This window comes from Bacillus carboniphilus, from assembly GCF_020524035.2.
GTDB lineage: Bacteria > Bacillota > Bacilli > Bacillales > JAIVKR01 > Bacillus_CC.
Genome location: NZ_CP129013.1, coordinates 951,381 through 968,360, shown reverse-complemented (window position 1 = coordinate 968,360; position 16,980 = coordinate 951,381). Strand labels below are relative to the sequence as shown.

Annotated in this window: 12 protein-coding genes and 1 pseudogene; all 13 read left to right on the top strand. The window is 35.8% G+C overall.

Going from position 1 to position 16,980, the window contains the following annotated elements; translation table 11 throughout:
• The first annotated feature begins 412 nt into the window (after positions 1 to 412).
• The 13 genes and pseudogenes from pnp (at position 413) to LC087_RS04810 (ending at position 16,687) form a co-directional block, all read left to right on the top strand.
• Positions 413 to 2,524: a polyribonucleotide nucleotidyltransferase gene (pnp, locus tag LC087_RS04870; protein WP_226538296.1), complete on the top strand. Its 2,112-nt coding sequence runs from the start codon at positions 413 to 415 to the stop codon at positions 2,522 to 2,524.
• A gap of 304 nt (positions 2,525 to 2,828) precedes the next feature.
• Entirely contained in the window at positions 2,829 to 3,791 is a 963-nt protein-coding gene (locus tag LC087_RS04865; protein WP_226538295.1) for a polysaccharide deacetylase family protein, read from the top strand.
• Between the two features lie 76 nt (positions 3,792 to 3,867).
• A complete protein-coding gene (locus LC087_RS04860) occupies positions 3,868 to 5,100 on the top strand; it encodes a M16 family metallopeptidase (RefSeq protein WP_226538294.1) in 1,233 nt (410 codons plus the stop codon).
• Positions 5,101 to 5,198: 98 nt separating this feature from the next.
• The gene (locus LC087_RS04855) at positions 5,199 to 5,453 is read left to right on the top strand and encodes a YlmC/YmxH family sporulation protein (protein WP_226538293.1); all 255 of its coding nucleotides are present in this window, start codon (positions 5,199 to 5,201) and stop codon (positions 5,451 to 5,453) included.
• Between the two features lie 197 nt (positions 5,454 to 5,650).
• The gene (gene dpaA, locus LC087_RS04850; protein WP_226538292.1) at positions 5,651 to 6,529 is read left to right on the top strand and encodes a dipicolinic acid synthetase subunit A; all 879 of its coding nucleotides are present in this window, start codon (positions 5,651 to 5,653) and stop codon (positions 6,527 to 6,529) included.
• A 125-nt stretch (positions 6,530 to 6,654) separates the two neighbouring features.
• Positions 6,655 to 7,252: pseudogene (dpaB, locus tag LC087_RS04845) on the top strand (dipicolinate synthase subunit B).
• A 241-nt stretch (positions 7,253 to 7,493) separates the two neighbouring features.
• On the top strand, positions 7,494 to 8,537 hold the full coding sequence (locus LC087_RS04840) for an aspartate-semialdehyde dehydrogenase (RefSeq protein ID WP_226538290.1): 1,044 nt from the start codon (positions 7,494 to 7,496) through the stop codon (positions 8,535 to 8,537).
• A 97-nt stretch (positions 8,538 to 8,634) separates the two neighbouring features.
• Positions 8,635 to 9,849 (top strand): aspartate kinase, encoded by a 1,215-nt coding sequence (dapG, locus tag LC087_RS04835; RefSeq protein ID WP_226538289.1) that lies wholly within the window; start codon positions 8,635 to 8,637, stop codon positions 9,847 to 9,849.
• 114 nt (positions 9,850 to 9,963) lie between these two features.
• Positions 9,964 to 10,836, top strand: coding sequence for a 4-hydroxy-tetrahydrodipicolinate synthase (gene dapA / locus LC087_RS04830; protein ID WP_226538288.1), 873 nt, complete (start codon positions 9,964 to 9,966; stop codon positions 10,834 to 10,836).
• 562 nt (positions 10,837 to 11,398) lie between these two features.
• Positions 11,399 to 13,051, top strand: coding sequence for a ribonuclease J (locus LC087_RS04825; RefSeq protein WP_226538287.1), 1,653 nt, complete (start codon positions 11,399 to 11,401; stop codon positions 13,049 to 13,051).
• Positions 13,052 to 13,172: 121 nt separating this feature from the next.
• Complete coding sequence (locus LC087_RS04820; protein ID WP_371932651.1) at positions 13,173 to 13,931, top strand: ClpP family protease; 759 nt, start codon at positions 13,173 to 13,175, stop codon at positions 13,929 to 13,931.
• Positions 13,928 to 14,161, top strand: a complete 234-nt coding sequence (locus LC087_RS04815; RefSeq protein ID WP_226538286.1) for a YlzJ-like family protein — start codon at positions 13,928 to 13,930, stop codon at positions 14,159 to 14,161. Before LC087_RS04820 ends, LC087_RS04815 begins: the two co-directional genes overlap by 4 nt.
• 186 nt (positions 14,162 to 14,347) lie before the next feature.
• On the top strand, positions 14,348 to 16,687 hold the full coding sequence (locus LC087_RS04810; protein ID WP_226538285.1) for an FtsK/SpoIIIE family DNA translocase: 2,340 nt from the start codon (positions 14,348 to 14,350) through the stop codon (positions 16,685 to 16,687).
• Positions 16,688 to 16,980 lie beyond the last annotated feature (293 nt).

Genomic DNA, 16,980 nt, shown 5'->3' with positions numbered 1-16,980 from the left:
CTCAAGTTTTATATGATGGGTTGTTTGTAAACGATACATATTGGTAAAATAATATATAAGAAAGTAAATTCTATAGATTGGCTATGAAATACACATTGAAGTGATGGTGCTAAGCCACCATTGTATGAGTCAGACTTTTTTGACAGCCTTAATAAAGGAACAAAAGAATATCAATGAGGTAGCTTTAATTAATGACTGATTTCAATCTAGTGCTTCTACGAAAGAATCTGTTTTCTTTCTTTTACTAAAGCTGTTTTATGACCTTCATCGTGTTTGCTGAATTAAATTTAGTTTTAAATAGCTAGTATAATGGAGAAATTACGCATGCAGTGAAATGTTATGATTGATCAAGGGTAATTAGTCTATAATAATTGTATTGGTACATATATGTAATGAGAGGAGTTTAATTTTTATGGGACAAGAAAAACAAGTCTTTACTCACGAGTGGGCTGGGAGGAAATTAACGGTTGAAACGGGCCAATTAGCTAAACAAGCTAATGGGGCAGTCCAAGTAAAGTATGGGGATACAGTTGTACTATGTACATCTACAGCCTCAGATGAACCGAAAGCAGTCGATTTTTTCCCTCTTACTGTTAATTATGAAGAAAGATTATATGCTGTAGGTAAGATACCAGGCGGCTTTATAAAAAGAGAAGGTAGACCGAGTGAAAAGGCGATTCTTGCGAGTAGACTCATTGATCGACCCATTCGTCCTTTATTTGCAGACGGCTTTCGTAACGAAGTTCAAGTCGTTAGTATAGTGATGAGTGTTGATCAAGACTGTTCTTCAGAAATGGCAGCTATGTTTGGTTCTTCCTTATCTTTATCAGTGTCCGATATTCCATTCGAAGGTCCAATTGCAGGTGTAACGGTTGGTAGAATTGATGGAGACTTTATTATCAACCCTACGGTAACTCAATTAGAAAAGAGTGATATTCACTTAGTTGTAGCTGGAACAAAAGATGCTATTAATATGGTTGAAGCAGGAGCAGATGAAGTACCTGAAGAAACAATGCTCGAGGCAATCATGTTTGGTCATGAAGAAATAAAAAAATTAATTGAATTTCAAGAGGAAATTATAAAAGAAGTAGGCAAGCAAAAAACGCAAGTGGATTTATACCAATTAGATGAACAACTTGAAGAAGAAGTCATTAATATGGCTGGAGAAGAATTGCTTGATGCTATTCAAACAGAGGAAAAACACGCTCGTGAAGAAGCGATAAATGCTGTAAAAGAACGTGTAACTCTTCATTTTGAACAACAAGAAGCAGAAGCGGATGTTCTTAAACAAGTAAAGGACATACTATCTAAAAAAGTGAAAGATGAAGTTCGCAGACTTATTACGGTTGAGAAAATTCGTCCGGATGGTCGTAAACCAGATGAAATTCGACCTTTGTCTTCATCCATTAATCTGTTGCCTCGTACACATGGTTCAGGATTGTTCACAAGAGGACAAACTCAAGTGTTAAGTATTTGTACATTAGGAGCTCTTGGAGATGTACAAATTTTAGATGGATTAGGTATCGAAGAATCAAAAAGATTCATGCACCATTATAATTTCCCATCATTTAGTGTAGGTGAAACAAGACCAATGCGAGGTCCAGGTAGGAGAGAGATTGGTCATGGTGCTTTAGGTGAAAGAGCGTTAGAACCAATTATTCCATCTGAAAAAGATTTTCCATATACGATTCGTTTAGTTTCAGAGGTGTTAGAGTCCAACGGGTCTACCTCTCAGGCAAGTATTTGTGCGAGTACGCTTGCTATGATGGATGCTGGTGTTCCTATTAAGGCTCCTGTAGCCGGTATTGCAATGGGTTTAGTGAAGTCAGGTGATCACTATACGGTCTTAACAGATATTCAAGGAATGGAAGATGCTTTAGGAGATATGGACTTTAAAGTCGCTGGTACCGAAAAAGGTGTAACTGCTTTACAAATGGATATTAAAATAGATGGTTTATCAAAAGAAATTTTAGAAGAAGCTCTTACTCAGGCGAAAACAGGAAGATTACATATCTTAAATTCGATGATCGCAACGATTTCTTCACCTAAGAAAGAACTGTCCAAATATGCACCTAAAATTTTAACGATGTCAATCAATCCAGATAAAATCCGGGATGTTATTGGACCAAGTGGAAAACAAATTAACAAAATAATTGAGGATACTGGAGTAAAAATTGATATCGAACAAGATGGAACAATTTTTATTTCATCAACTGATGAAGAAATGAACCAAAAAGCAAGAAAGATCATTGAAGATCTTGTAAGAGAAGTTGAAGTTGGGCAAATGTATCTAGGAAAAGTGAAAAGAATTGAAAAATTTGGTGCTTTCGTCGAATTGTTTAGTGGAAAGGATGGACTTGTTCATATTTCTGAACTTGCAGAAGAAAGAGTTGGCAAAGTTGAAGATGTAGTTTCAATTGGAGATCAACTTCTCGTAAAAGTAACGGAAATTGATAAGCAAGGCCGTGTAAACCTTTCAAGAAAAGCGGTTTTAAAAGAAGAGAAAGAAAAACAAAATTCTTAGTAGGGAGCCAAGGGAAACCTGGCTTTTTACTTTTAGAGTAAGAAAGTATAAAAATCTGTCCTTATTCAGATGGTGCTATTATTTTTGTCTAGCTCCATCGCCCAGCAACTCGTAAGTTTTCGCCCTCCTCCTTATGATAAGTCAACATCGAAGCCTGCGGCTTTTCGTGTTTCCTTTATCTCATACGGAGTGCTCAAGCCCCTTCGTTGCTAAACGGGCGCTTGCGCTTTTCTTATAATCAATAGGAAGCTTGTTCTACCCCTTCCTTTTTTCACATATTTTTTAGTGAAAAGGGGGATTTTATATGCGGAAAAATTTATTGCACTTTGTAGGTTGTGTTGCTTTAATTTTTCTTTGTTTTGGATCAAGTTCAAACCCAATTTATTTAAACTATCAAGATCATGCTAATGACCTAAAGACGGTTGCTGGGGAAAAGCAAGATAAACTATATAAGCAAATAATGGATCGTGCTAGCCTATACGAAATAAAACCAATAGATGCAATAAATGATGAAGTGTGGAAATTAACTCCTGGTTATAATGGATTAAAAATTAATGTTTCTGAGTCTTATCAAGTAATGAAAAGGAATGGAAATCAATTTAATAAAGAGTTGCTAGCCTTTGAACAAATTCCACCTGCTATACATATGGAAGATCTAGATCCTGCCCCTATTTATAGAGGAAATCCAGAAAAACCGATGGTATCATTTATTATAAATGTAGCATGGGGTAATGAATATTTACCAGAAATGTTGTCAATCCTTAATCAAAACCATGTTAAAGCAACATTTTTTCTTGAAGGAAGATGGGCAAAAAATAACCCACAGTTAGTGAAAATGATTAAAGAGGAAGGCCATGAAATTGGAAATCATTCTTATACCCATCCAAAAATGGAGAACTTATCATTTCAATCTAATTTAAAAGAATTAAAAAATACAAATGACGTCATTCAGTCGCTAACAGGTGATCAAGTGAAATGGTTTGCACCTCCTTCAGGAAGTTTTAATAAGGAAACTATTCAAGCAGCGGACGAGTTAGGCCTTTTTACCATTATGTGGAGCGTCGATACCGTTGATTGGCAGCGCCCTGCCCCCCATGTGTTAATAGAAAGAGTCATGAATAAAGTTCATAATGGAGCTATTATTTTAATGCACCCAACATCTTCCACTGTTCAAAGTTTAGAAACTTTAATTATGTCAATAAAAAATAAAAGGTTAGCTATTGGTTCTTTATCAGTTTTGTTTGAAGAAGAGAGGATACTTAAATAAATTCAATTGAAGTTATTAGTTCCTTACTTTTCACATACGACTTTGTAAAAACATCGCAGTTCGAGGAGGTAGTAATTTGGTCAACAAATATACTTGTAAAAACGGGGTAAGAGTAGTGCTAGAAGAAATTCCAACTGTACGATCAGTTGCGATTGGCATTTGGATTGGAACAGGATCTCGGAATGAGGATAGGCAAAATAACGGTATTTCACATTTTTTGGAACATATGTTCTTTAAAGGGACAGAAAACCGTAATGCGAGAGATATTGCAGAATCTTTTGATCGAATTGGTGGTCAAGTAAACGCATTTACATCAAAAGAATATACATGTTTTTATGCAAAAGTTTTAGATGATCATGCAAGTTTTGCATTAGAGGTTTTAGCTGATATGTTTTTCCATTCTTCTTTCGATGAAGGTGAGATGGAAAAAGAGAAAAATGTAGTTCTTGAAGAAATTAAGATGTATGAAGATACTCCTGACGATATTGTTCACGATTTATTAAGTAGAGCTTCTTATGGAGAGCACCCTTTAGGATTTCCAATTTTAGGAACAGACAAAACGTTAGCGTCTTTTAGTGGAGAGATGTTAAGAGACTACATGAAAAAGACTTATACACCAGATAATATTGTTATCTCCGTAGCAGGGAACATTAAGGATTCATTTATTAAAGAGGTAGAGGAATATTTTGGGTCTTACCAAACGGGCTTTAAGAGGGAAGAGTTTAATAAACCTGTTTTTATTGCTGATCAGATTATTCGTAAAAAAGATACAGAACAAGCACACTTATGCCTAGGGTTTGATGGATTGCCTGTTGGTGATAAATATGTATATGACCTTATTATTTTAAATAATATATTAGGTGGGAGTATGAGTAGTCGGTTGTTTCAAGAAGTTAGAGAACAAAAAGGCTTAGCCTATTCCATCTTTTCTTATCACTCAGCTTTTGAAGACAATGGAATGTTAACAGTATATGGTGGAACAGGCGAACAGCAGACAAAACTGTTATACGACACGATTATGAAAACAATCGAAGAATTGAAAAATGATGGAATTTCGGAAAAAGAATTAATAAATAGCAAGGAACAGATGAAAGGGAGTTTAATGCTCAGCCTAGAGAGCACCAATAGTAGAATGAGCAGAAATGGAAGGAATGAACTTCTGTTAGGAAGACATCGGACCTTAGATGAGATGATAAGTAAGCTGGATGAAGTAAATGAAGAAAGCATCAAATTATTATCTGAAATGATCTTTTCAAAGCCTTTTAGTAAAGCTTTAATTAGTCCGAGTGACACTTGGCCGACACTTTAAAAAAGACCTTTATTAAGCGTTTCTTCCGTATTTTTTAACACTTTAGACCATATAGTTATGAGGAATAGCTTTATTGTTATTTCTTGGAGGGGATAAAGTTGAGATTAAGTGAGTTAAGTGGTAAAGAGATTGTTGATGTGAAAAGGGCAGAAAGACTTGGCGTTCTTGGACAAACAGATTTGGAGATTAATGAAAGAACTGGACAAATTACCACTTTAATTATACCTTCAAATAAGTGGTTCGGAATGAGAAAGCAACAGTCTGAAGTTCGAGTGCCTTGGGATCATATAAAAAAAATCGGATCTGATATGGTCATTTTAGATTTAGCTGAAGTAGAAAAAGAAGAGGAATAATTCAATATAAATGAGCCTAATTATTGAGGATCAGAACCTTTTATAGGTTCTTTTTTTATGCTCTGTTTCTACGTTTTTCATCAAAATCAAATTGAACAAGTTTATCTGATTCACCAATTTAATTTCTGATTCATAGTATGTTGAAGTAAGTAAAAAGATCATTCACTAACTTTATTAGAGAAGGTGATGAAGAAAAGATGCTAACAGGTTTGAATGTTGCTTTAATTGGTGGAGATGCTAGACAGCTCGAAGTGATTAGAAAGCTAGAAGAGCTTGATGCAAAGATCATACTGGTTGGCTTTGATCAGCTTGACCATGGCTATGTTGGAGCAGATAAACAAAAAATTGATGAAGTGGACTTTAGTTCACTAAATGCCATTATATTACCTGTTCCGGGGACAAATTTAGAAGGTGAAGTGGACACCGTTTTTTCAAACGAGAAAATATTTTTGACAGTCGAGATGATTGAACAAACACCTGAAAATTGCACCATTTATTCAGGAATCACGAATCCTTATTTAGAAAAGTTAATTGAAAAAACGAATCGAGAGCATATTCAATTATTTGATCGTGATGATGTAGCTATCTATAACTCTATTCCTACGGTAGAAGGTACAATCATGATGGTCATTCAGCATACAGATTTCACTATCCATGGATCTAATGTGATCGTGCTTGGTTTAGGTAGAGTTGGGATGAGTGTGGCTAGGGCATTTTCAGCATTAGGTGCAAAAGTGAAAGTAGGAGCTAGAAAATCTTCTCACTTAGCAAGAGTATATGAAATGGGACTCATGCCATTTCATATAAACGAACTGGAAAAAGAGTGCTGTAATGTAGACATTTGCATTAATACTATTCCATTTGAAGTTCTTTCTGCTCAAGTAATTTCAAACATGCCCACTCAAGCATTTATTGTTGACTTAGCATCTAAACCGGGCGGAACAGATTTTCGTTATGCAGAGAAGAGAGGAATTAAAGCCTTATTGGCACCCGGTTTACCTGGTATTGTTGCACCAAAAACAGCAGGAAAAATCATCGCTGATGTACTAGCAAAGTTATTGAGCAGCAATAAATGAGATGTTTTGGCAAAGTTATTAAGCGAATAACTTGAGACGTACTAGCAAAGTTATTGAGTAGCTTTAACTGAAATGCTTTTGATATGTGAACGTCATTATTACCTTTCCGATGGGGGGAGTAAAAAATGAAAGTATTCGATAAAAGAATAGGGTTTGGAATAACTGGTTCTCATTGTACTTATGAAGAAGTTTTTCCTCAAATTGAAAAACTCGTCTCGGAAGGAGCAGAAGTTGTTCCTGTCGTTAGTCAAACGGTAAAAACAACAAATACACGATTTGGTGAGGGTTTTGAATGGATTAGCAAAATAGAAGAGGTGACAAGAAATAAAGTTATTGATTCTATTGTTGATGCCGAACCTTTAGGGCCTAAGTATCCATTAGATTGCATGGTCATTGCACCTTTAACAGGTAATTCGATGAGTAAGTTTGCTAATGCGATGAATGAATCTCCAGTGTTAATGGCTGCGAAAGCGACTTTAAGGAATTACCGGCCAGTAGTATTAGGAATTTCAACAAATGATGCTCTAGGTTTAAACGGGGCCAATTTAATGCAATTAATGTCCACAAAAGATATATATTTTATTCCATTCGGCCAAGACGCTCCAGAAAAAAAAACCTAAATCGATGGTTGCCTATATGGAATTGTTAGTAAATACTGTCGAAGAAGCACTAGAAGGAAGGCAAATACAACCAGTGATTATTGAGCGCTGGTTAAAAACATAAATGAAAAGAGTGAAAGATGGTCAATTATCTCTTCTTCTATGATAAAATATTTCTTAAACTAATAATATTATAGATATTGTTCAAAAAGTATTTAGAAATTGCATATGTGACTTTAAGGGATAGTAAAGTCGAAATGGATGCGGGCTTTTATAAATGCACCCTTTTCATTTTTGAACATGAACTACTAGTATAATATATAGGGAGATCTTCTAAGGAAATGAAGATTTGGAAGGAGAATAACATGACTATGAAACAATATAATGTCGCCATTGTAGGTGCTACGGGAGCTGTTGGTGAGCAAATAATGAACACGTTAATTAAACGTAAATTTCCAATTGCCACTCTTAAATTACTATCTTCCGCTAGATCCGCAGGGAAAATCATTTATTTTCAAGGCCAACCTATAAAGGTTGAAGAGGCAAGACCAGAAAGCTTTGAAGGAATTGAGGTTGCCTTTTTTTCTGCTGGAGGTAGTGTATCAAAACAGTTAGCAGAGGCAGCGGTCAATAGAGGCGCCATTGTCATAGACAATACAAGTGCATTCCGTATGGATCATCATGTACCCCTTGTAGTTCCAGAGGTTAATAAAGAGGATTTGAAAAATCATAATGGTATTATCGCTAACCCTAATTGTTCCACTATTCAAATGGTCGTAGCTTTAAAGCCACTTGATCAGGCATTCGGTTTACGTAAGGTCATTGTCTCTACTTACCAAGCTGTGTCGGGTGCTGGTCATGAAGCGATTGAGGAATTGCAAGAACAGGCGAGTAGGATGCTAAGTAATCGCCCTTATGAAGCATCTGTTTTACCAGTGAAAGGTGAAAAAAAGCATTTTCCAATTGCGTTTAATGCGATTCCTCAAATTGATGTCTTTCAAGATAATGGATTCACTTTCGAAGAAATAAAGATGATCAATGAGACAAAGAAAATTATGCATCGTACCGATCTCCAAGTAGCAGCTACATGTGTTAGGTTGCCAATTATTACTGGACACTCAGAATCCGTTTATATAGAATTAGACAGAAATGATCTATCTGTGGAAGAAATAAAGAGTCAATTACTTGTTGCGTCAGGAGTAGAATTGAAGGATGATCCAAGCAATCAAGTGTATCCTACTCCACTCGATGCTGAAGGAAAAGATGCTACATTTGTTGGAAGGATTAGAAAAGATTTAGACCAACCAAATGGATTTCATTTATGGATTGTTTCAGATAATTTATTAAAAGGCGCCGCATTAAACTCTGTACAGATAGCAGAATCAATGATTGAACTAGAGCTTATTTAAAAATAAGAGAAGAGAGGAGTGGTAATCCGCTTGCTCTCTTCTATACTGTCTTCAATAAATGAATTGAAGTTTTACTAAAGGGTTAGAGGTGTAGAAGATGAAAACCATTGTACAAAAATTTGGAGGTACATCTGTTAGAGATGAAAATGGTCGGAAACATGCTTTAAAACATATTCAAAACGCAATCAAGGATGGCTATAAAGTCGTTGTTGTTGTTTCTGCAATGGGGAGAAAGGGTGAACCATATGCAACAGATACGTTGCTTGAACTATTAGAAGGCGGGAGCCAATCTATTTCTAAACGAGAACAAGATATGCTTCTCTCTTGCGGAGAAACGATTTCATCTGTTGTGTTTACAAGTATGTTAAATAAAAATGGAGTAAAGGCAGCAGCTTTGAATGGAGCACAAGCGGGATTTGTTACGACTAACGAGCATACAAATGCAAAAATAGTTGAAATGAAGTGTAACAGATTAACAGAAACATTAGCCACTCACGATGTTGTTGTTGTTGCAGGTTTTCAAGGAGCACAAATAAATGGAGATGTGACGACGATAGGACGAGGTGGAAGTGACACTTCAGCAGCTGCTATCGGATCAGCATTAAATGCAGAGTATATTGATATTTTTACAGATGTTAATGGTGTGATGACAGCAGATCCACGCATTGTCGATCAAGCAAAAGCTTTAACAGTGGTTACATACACTGAAATTTGCAATATGGCTTATCAAGGAGCAAAAGTAATACACCCTAGAGCAGTTGAAATTGCGATGCATGGAAAAGTTCCAATCCGGATTAGATCAACATATTCTACATCAGAAGGAACTTTAATTACATCACAGCAAAATGTAAATGTAGGAAGTGATATTCAAGAACGTTTAATTACTGGTATTGCCCATGTATCAAATGTAACGCAAATTAAAGTGGATACGAAAGAAGGACATTACGAAATACAAACAGAAGTGTTTAAAGCAATGGCTAGTAATCAAATAAGTGTCGATTTCTTCAATATAACGCCAAAAGGAGTCGTGTACACAGTTCAAGGTAGTATGACTGACAAAGCGGTTGACATTTTGAAAGAATTAGGATATTCTCCAACCGTTATTTCAAATTGCGCAAAAATATCAACTGTTGGAGCTGGTATTCAAGGTGTTCCGGGGGTAACAGCAAAAATTGTAACAGCTTTATCAGAAAATGATATTCAAATCTTACAATCGGCGGATAGTCACACGACAATATGGGTCTTAGTGAAAGAGAAAGATATGAATAAAGCTGTAAATGCTCTTCACGATGTTTTTGAGTTAAATAAATAACGTTTCAAGTGCGTGTTCAAAAAAGTGGGTTTAAGCTTTTCTATTTAGCGTCGTTTTTCCTATAGATTTGAACACCCATTATTAGATGTTGCAGTTATTTAAGGAGTGACGAAAATGGATTTTGGTAATATCTCAACAGCAATGGTTACTCCCTTTGATACAAAGGGAAATATTGATTTTAATAAAACTTCTTTATTGATTGAATACTTACTGCAAAATGGGTCTGATTCTTTAGTAGTAGCAGGTACAACAGGTGAATCACCTACCTTAACAAAAGAAGAAAAACTTGCTTTATTTAAACACGTTGTTTCAAAGGTTAATGGGAGAGTCCCTGTCATTGCAGGTTGCGGATCAAATAATACAAAAGCATCGATTGAATTATCCGTTAAAGCTCAAGAAATTGGTGTGGATGCTATTATGCTTGTTTCACCTTATTACAACAAGCCAAGCCAAGAAGGAATGTATGCTCATTTTAAAGAAATAGCTAAAAATCTTGAATTGCCAATTATGCTTTACAACATTCCTGGAAGAACTTCAATAAATATTGAACCAGAAACGATTATTCGTTTGTCTGAAATAGACAATATTGTTGCTGTTAAAGAAGCTAGTGGGAATTTAGACAATATGGCTATGATCATCTCTCAAACGTCAGATGAATTCGTATTATATAGTGGAGATGATAGCTCTACATTGCCAGTCTTGTCGATTGGTGGAAAGGGAATTGTTTCTGTATCATCCCATATCATTGGTAACCAAATGCAAGATATGATTGAAAGCTTCCAAACGGGTGAACTAAAGCAGGCTGCCAAACTACATGGTGAATTATTACCGGTAATGAAAGAATTATTTTCAGCTCCAAGTCCCGCTCCTGTAAAAACAGCTCTACAAATGAAGGGGATTGATGTTGGATCTGTTCGACTTCCTCTGCTTCCTCTCAATGAAAATGAGCGAATGAAACTTTATGAAAAATTAAAAACGATTTTGTGAGAAAACCTTCTTCATTTTTAGAAGGTTTTTCTGTGTATAAATGTTAAGTGTATTGCCTTCGTCGCTAAACAGGCGCTACCGCTTTTCTTATTGTCTAGCTCCAGCGCCCAGCGACTCGTAAGTTTTTCGACGCACAGGAAGTGCTAGCATCATCGTTGTCCACAGGACGTGGACGTCTTTAGATGATGTTCCATTTGTCTATGATAAGTCAACATCGAAGCCTGCGGCTTTTCGTGTTTCCTTTATCTCATACGGAGTGCTCAAGCCCCTTCGTCGCTAAACGGTCGTTTCCGCTTTTCTTACTGTCTAGCTCCAGCGCTTAGCCAGGAGACGCCTCCAGGAGGGAGGTGGATCTACGTTGCCACAGGACGTGGCAGCAGTTAGTAGATCTTCAGCAGTATGGCTTTTCGTGTTTCCTTTATCTTATGCTTGTCGTGGCTGTTCAAAGCGCTTCCACTTTTCTTACAACAAATAATTTTCTTGTCTTCCAAATCTTTCTTCGTGTATAATATTTCTAAGTGTCATTGTACGGGTAAGTTAAGTTGGGGAGGACAAAACAATTATGAAGCAGACAGAACATATTAAAATAATAGCCTTAGGTGGCGTTGGAGAAATTGGAAAAAACATGCATGTGATTGAACTAGATTCAGATTTATTTATTTTGGATGCAGGATTAATGTACCCAGATGAAGATATGTTTGGAATTGACGGAGTGATTCCAGATATTACTTACATTCAAGAAAATAAAGAACGCGTAAAGGCGATCTTTTTAACTCACGGTCATGAAGATCATATTGGCGCGTTATTTTATTTATTAAAGAATGTGACGGTGCCAGTTTATGGAACAAAATGGACTTTAGCCTTAGTTAAAGAAAAACTAAAAAACATAGAGAGTTCTGTTCAATTTCATGAAATTGATACAAACTCAATCATTCCATTTGAGCGTACTGATGTTTCTTTTTTTAACGTCAATCATAGTATTCCAGATTCCGTTGGTATTTGTTTAAAAACTTCTCAAGGTGCAATTGTGAATACTGGTGACTTTAAATTTGATCAAACACCTGTCAATAATAAAAAAGCTGATATTGATAAGATGGCCATAATAGGCTCTAAAGGGGTTCTTTTTTTATTGTCTGGAAGTATGAACGCTGAAAAACCGGGTTATTCTGGATCTGAATCGGTTGTAGCAGAAGAAATAGCTGATACAATATATAATACACATGGCCCTGTTCTTGTAGCCCTTTATACGTCTGATATTTACCGGATACAACAAGTTATTGAGTCGTCCATTATAAATGATCGGAAAATTTCCATTTCTGAACAAACTTTATTAAATCAAATAAAGTTAGCTGTAAGGTTGAAGTACTTGCCAGACTATTTTGAGCATTTTGTTCCCATTAATCAAGCTAGTAAGTTAGAAAAAGTAACGGTCCTAGTTGGAGGTCACTCTGCTCAACCTCTCGAAGAGATATCAAAAATGGCTGAACAGACACATAAATATTATAACGTTAAAAGAGGAGATACTGTTCTTATTTCAAGCTCCCCTTACCCTGGACATGAGCTCGCCTATTCTAGAACAATTGATTTGTTGTATAGAGCAGGAGCTGATGTTACCTTTGGGAAAAATCATCATGTTACAGTCTCAAGTCATGGTCATCAAGAAGAATTAAAATTAATGTTAAACCTAATGAAACCTAAATATTTTATTCCAGTCCATGGAGAATATAAGATGCAAATAGCTCACGCTAAACTAGCTGAAGCTATCGGAATCAAAACAGATAATATTTTCATTGTTGAAAAAGGAGAAGTGGTTGAGGCCTGTTCACGTTATGTAAAGAAAGTTGGAAAGGTCATGTCTGGAAATGTTTTGATTGATGGAATTGGAATCGGGGATGTTGGCAATATTGTTTTACGAGATCGGAGACTATTGTCTCAAGATGGTATATTACTTGTTGTTGTAACAATAAGCCGCTCAAAGAGAAAGGTAATTGCCGGACCAGAAATCATTTCAAGAGGGTTTGTTTATGTTAGGCAATCGGGTGAATTATTAAGTGAAGCAACCAAAATGGTCAATGAATCAATAAATGACTCGTTAAGTCATCGTCCCATTGAATGGGCAGCATTAAAGCAAGATATTCGTGAATCATTGAATCAATATTTATTTGAACAAACAAAAAGAAGACCGATGATTCTACCAATCATTATGGAAGTTTAATTTGAAAAAGTACTGTAATCATTTGCAGTACTTTTTGTTGTATATACATCAATAACAAGCATGAAGATGATTATTTAAGTACATACTAGGGGAGATACTGTGGAAAGGGAAGGGTAAAAAAATGACTTTTGATCAAGAACGTAATATGAAACAAAGTGAGCAGGAAAATGAAGAAAAAGACCAACAAAAGGAAGGAACTATTGTTGAAAAACTTCAGCAATTAGGAACGACAAATGTTCCCCAAGTGCCTAATGATTCATCTATTCATTGCTTAACCATTGTTGGTCAAATAGAGGGGCATATTCAACTGCCACCTCAAAATAAAACCACAAAATATGAACATATCATTCCACAAATCGTCGCAATTGAACAAAATCCGAAAATTGAAGGGTTGCTCGTTATATTAAATACGGTTGGTGGGGATGTAGAGGCAGGTCTTGCGATTGCAGAGGTTTTATCTTCTATATCTAAACCTACTGTCTCTGTAGTTTTAGGTGGAGGACATTCGATTGGAGTGCCCATTGCTGTAAGTTGTGATTATTCATATATAGCAGAGACTGCGACAATGACTATACACCCAGTAAGGCTTACAGGTTTAGTAATAGGTGTCCCCCAAACATTTGAATATTTAGATAAAATGCAAGATCGAGTTATTAACTTTGTAACCAAACATTCAAATATAGAGGAAGAGAAGTTTAAAGAGTTGATGTTATCAAAGGGGAATTTAACAAGAGATATTGGGACGAATGTGGTTGGGAATGATGCCGTAAGTTACGGCCTGATTGATGATGTCGGTGGTGTAGGGCTTGCATTAAAAAAGTTAAATGAATTTATTGATAAGAATAAACAGGAAGAGGAAGGTGAACAATTAGTCCAATGATTCTTTATACATCCATGCCTTTTGAAATGGTTTTTCCAATTGATGAACAGGAGTTAGGCAAACAAAGGGTTGCAATGATGAACGGTGTACCCGTCATGGTTAAACAAATGGATAATCAACAAATGCAAGTAATACGAGTGTTAAGTACAGATCCCAAAGACTACTTAGAACATTATCCAGGACAAATGATCTCTAGCTTTGAAGGACAAAGTATACAACCGTTACAATAACTATGTTATAATTGAAATACAAACAATCGTTCGCAGCCCATCCGGCTGCTTCTTTATTTGATTGATCTTTTAAAAACTACATGAAGGAAATGTATAGTCTAATTTAGAAAAGATACATAATATGATTTGATTAAACGAGTACAAGAGGTAGCTAAGAAATTTATTTGATAAAGTTAAGGTGATCTTATGGCTAAAAAGAAGCGAAAGCAAAGAAAAAAGAAAGGCGATTGGCAAGTAAAACTCAAATTTGAAATTGTTGGACTCATACTCTTTTGTTTTTCTATTATATCGATGGCGAATTACGGGGCTGTTGGTTCAGCATCCGTTTCATTATTTCGTTTCTTCATCGGAGAGTGGTTTATCCTTGGAATTATATACTTATTCTGCTTGTCTATCTATTTATTTTGGAAGAAACAGAAGCCGATTTTTATCACAAAAAAATTATCGGGAGTCTATTTAGTAATTGCAGCCATCCTCCTGTTAAGTCATATTAAGCTATTCGATAATTTGTCAAACGGTGGAGAATTTTTGTCTAATAGTGTTGTTGAAAATACATGGAGTTTGTTTTGGATGGAAATGAAAGGTGAAATTAGTACACCTGATCTCGGTGGAGGAATGATTGGAGCGATATTATTTGCATTTAGTTATTTCCTTTTTTCTGCAGAGGGATCAAGAATTGTTGCGATTGTTGCACTTATTATTGGGGGCATGCTTATTTCAGGTCGTTCTCTAGGACAATTTCTGTATACTGTATTCAAACCCTTCGGAGCCTTCTTAAACAATCAGTGGAAAGCTTTTTTTGAAGATTTGAAAAATTTTTGGACAAGAATAAAAGAGTATAAGCCTAAAATTGAAAAGAAATCTTCTGAAAAACCAGTGAAAATGACAGATCCAACTGTTGATAATGAGAACATAGAATTCATGACAGTTGATGTAACAGCAGTGGACGAAAATCCTCCTATTATATCAAGCTTTGCTGATCAAGCTCAACCAGAAGAGACGGATGATAAAAATGAGAAATCGAAAGAATCAACAGAATTACCAAAACAAGAGATTACCGAAGTGGAGCAACTAACAGTATCTGAGCTAGAAAACAAAGATTATCAGCTCCCTTCTCTTGAGTTGTTATCATCACCTTCTTACAATGGTCAACAAGCGGATAAGCAAAATATTTATGAAAATGCACGTAAATTAGAGAAAACGTTTCATAGTTTTGGTGTGAAGGCGAAAGTGACACAAGTACACCTTGGGCCCGCGGTAACAAAATATGAAGTGTACCCCGATGTTGGAGTGAAAGTAAGCAAAATCGTAAATTTAAGTGATGATTTAGCCTTAGCACTCGCCGCAAAAGATATAAGAATGGAAGCTCCAATACCAGGGAAATCGGCCATTGGAATTGAGGTCCCTAATTCAGAAATTGCGATGGTTTCGCTAAGGGAAGTTATAGAAGTAAATACAAAGCACGTAAGCCCATTATCTATTGGATTGGGTAGAGATATAACAGGGGGGGCTGTTTTAGCAGAATTAAATAAAATGCCCCATTTACTTGTTGCAGGTGCTACTGGAAGCGGTAAAAGTGTTTGTATAAACGGGATTATTACAAGTATTTTAATGAGAGCCAAACCTCATCAAGTAAAGTTAATGATGATTGATCCAAAAATGGTTGAATTAAATGTGTACAATGGGATTCCCCATTTGTTAGCACCTGTTGTCACTAATCCAAAAAAAGCATCCCAAGCTTTGAAAAAAGTGGTGAATGAGATGGAAAGGCGCTACGAGCTCTTCTCTCATAGTGGGACGAGGAATATAGAAGGATATAATCAGTATGTGCGTAATATGAATCAATATGAAGAAGAAAGTAAGCAACCGGAGTTACCTTATATTGTTGTGATTGTCGATGAGTTAGCAGACTTAATGATGGTTGCTTCTTCTGATGTAGAAGATGCGATTACTCGTCTTTCACAAATGGCGAGGGCGGCAGGTATTCATTTAATCATAGCGACACAACGACCTTCAGTAGACGTCATAACAGGAGTAATAAAAGCGAATATCCCCTCTCGTATTGCCTTTAGTGTTTCTTCTCAAACGGATTCACGAACTATTTTAGATATGGGTGGGGCAGAGAAACTGTTAGGAAAAGGAGATATGCTCTTCTTACCTTCTGGAGCTTCAAAACCTGTACGTGTCCAAGGAGCGTTCCTTTCAGATGAAGAAGTAGAAAAAGTGGTTGACCATGTAATAGAACAACAAAAAGCTCAATACCAAGAGGAAATGATTATTACCGGTGATGTAAACGAGGATGTTGATGAAGTCACAGATGAACTTTATGATAATGCCGTACAATTAGTTGTCGAGATGCAGACTGCAAGTGTATCTTTGTTACAAAGACGTTTCAGAATTGGTTATACAAGAGCGGCTCGCTTAATAGATGAAATGGAAAAGCGCAATGTTGTTGGACCGTATGAGGGAAGTAAACCAAGGGGAGTATTGATTACAAAAGATCAATATGACCAATTAAGTTCATAAGAATAAAAACAAGGCGTGATATCAAATCACACCTTGTTTTTGTGTTTTTATATTAAAATAATATTAATTGAAACAAGCTTATTTGCATTTTTCGATAAATTTCTACTATTTTTGTGTGAATTGGTATTTATTTATTTAAATAAACATGGTATAGTAATTTGGAATTGAATATATGGGTAAAACATCTAACTTCTGATGTCTGATCTAAGAAGAAGTCTGCTGAAAAAGGTGTTTTTTGTATAGACACATATAAAATCGCTTTCATTTAATCTATCATTTTAGATCGGAATTCA

Coding starts and splice junctions, on each gene's coding strand:
- pnp (WP_226538296.1), top strand. CDS start 413: ATGGGACAAGAAAAACAAGTCTTTACTCACGAGTGGGCTGGGAGGAAA.
- LC087_RS04840 (WP_226538290.1), top strand. CDS start 7,494: ATGACTATGAAACAATATAATGTCGCCATTGTAGGTGCTACGGGAGCT.
- LC087_RS04820 (WP_371932651.1), top strand. CDS start 13,173: ATGACTTTTGATCAAGAACGTAATATGAAACAAAGTGAGCAGGAAAAT.
- dapA (WP_226538288.1), top strand. CDS start 9,964: ATGGATTTTGGTAATATCTCAACAGCAATGGTTACTCCCTTTGATACA.
- dpaA (WP_226538292.1), top strand. CDS start 5,651: ATGCTAACAGGTTTGAATGTTGCTTTAATTGGTGGAGATGCTAGACAG.
- LC087_RS04865 (WP_226538295.1), top strand. CDS start 2,829: ATGCGGAAAAATTTATTGCACTTTGTAGGTTGTGTTGCTTTAATTTTT.
- LC087_RS04825 (WP_226538287.1), top strand. CDS start 11,399: ATGAAGCAGACAGAACATATTAAAATAATAGCCTTAGGTGGCGTTGGA.
- dapG (WP_226538289.1), top strand. CDS start 8,635: ATGAAAACCATTGTACAAAAATTTGGAGGTACATCTGTTAGAGATGAA.
- LC087_RS04810 (WP_226538285.1), top strand. CDS start 14,348: ATGGCTAAAAAGAAGCGAAAGCAAAGAAAAAAGAAAGGCGATTGGCAA.
- LC087_RS04815 (WP_226538286.1), top strand. CDS start 13,928: ATGATTCTTTATACATCCATGCCTTTTGAAATGGTTTTTCCAATTGAT.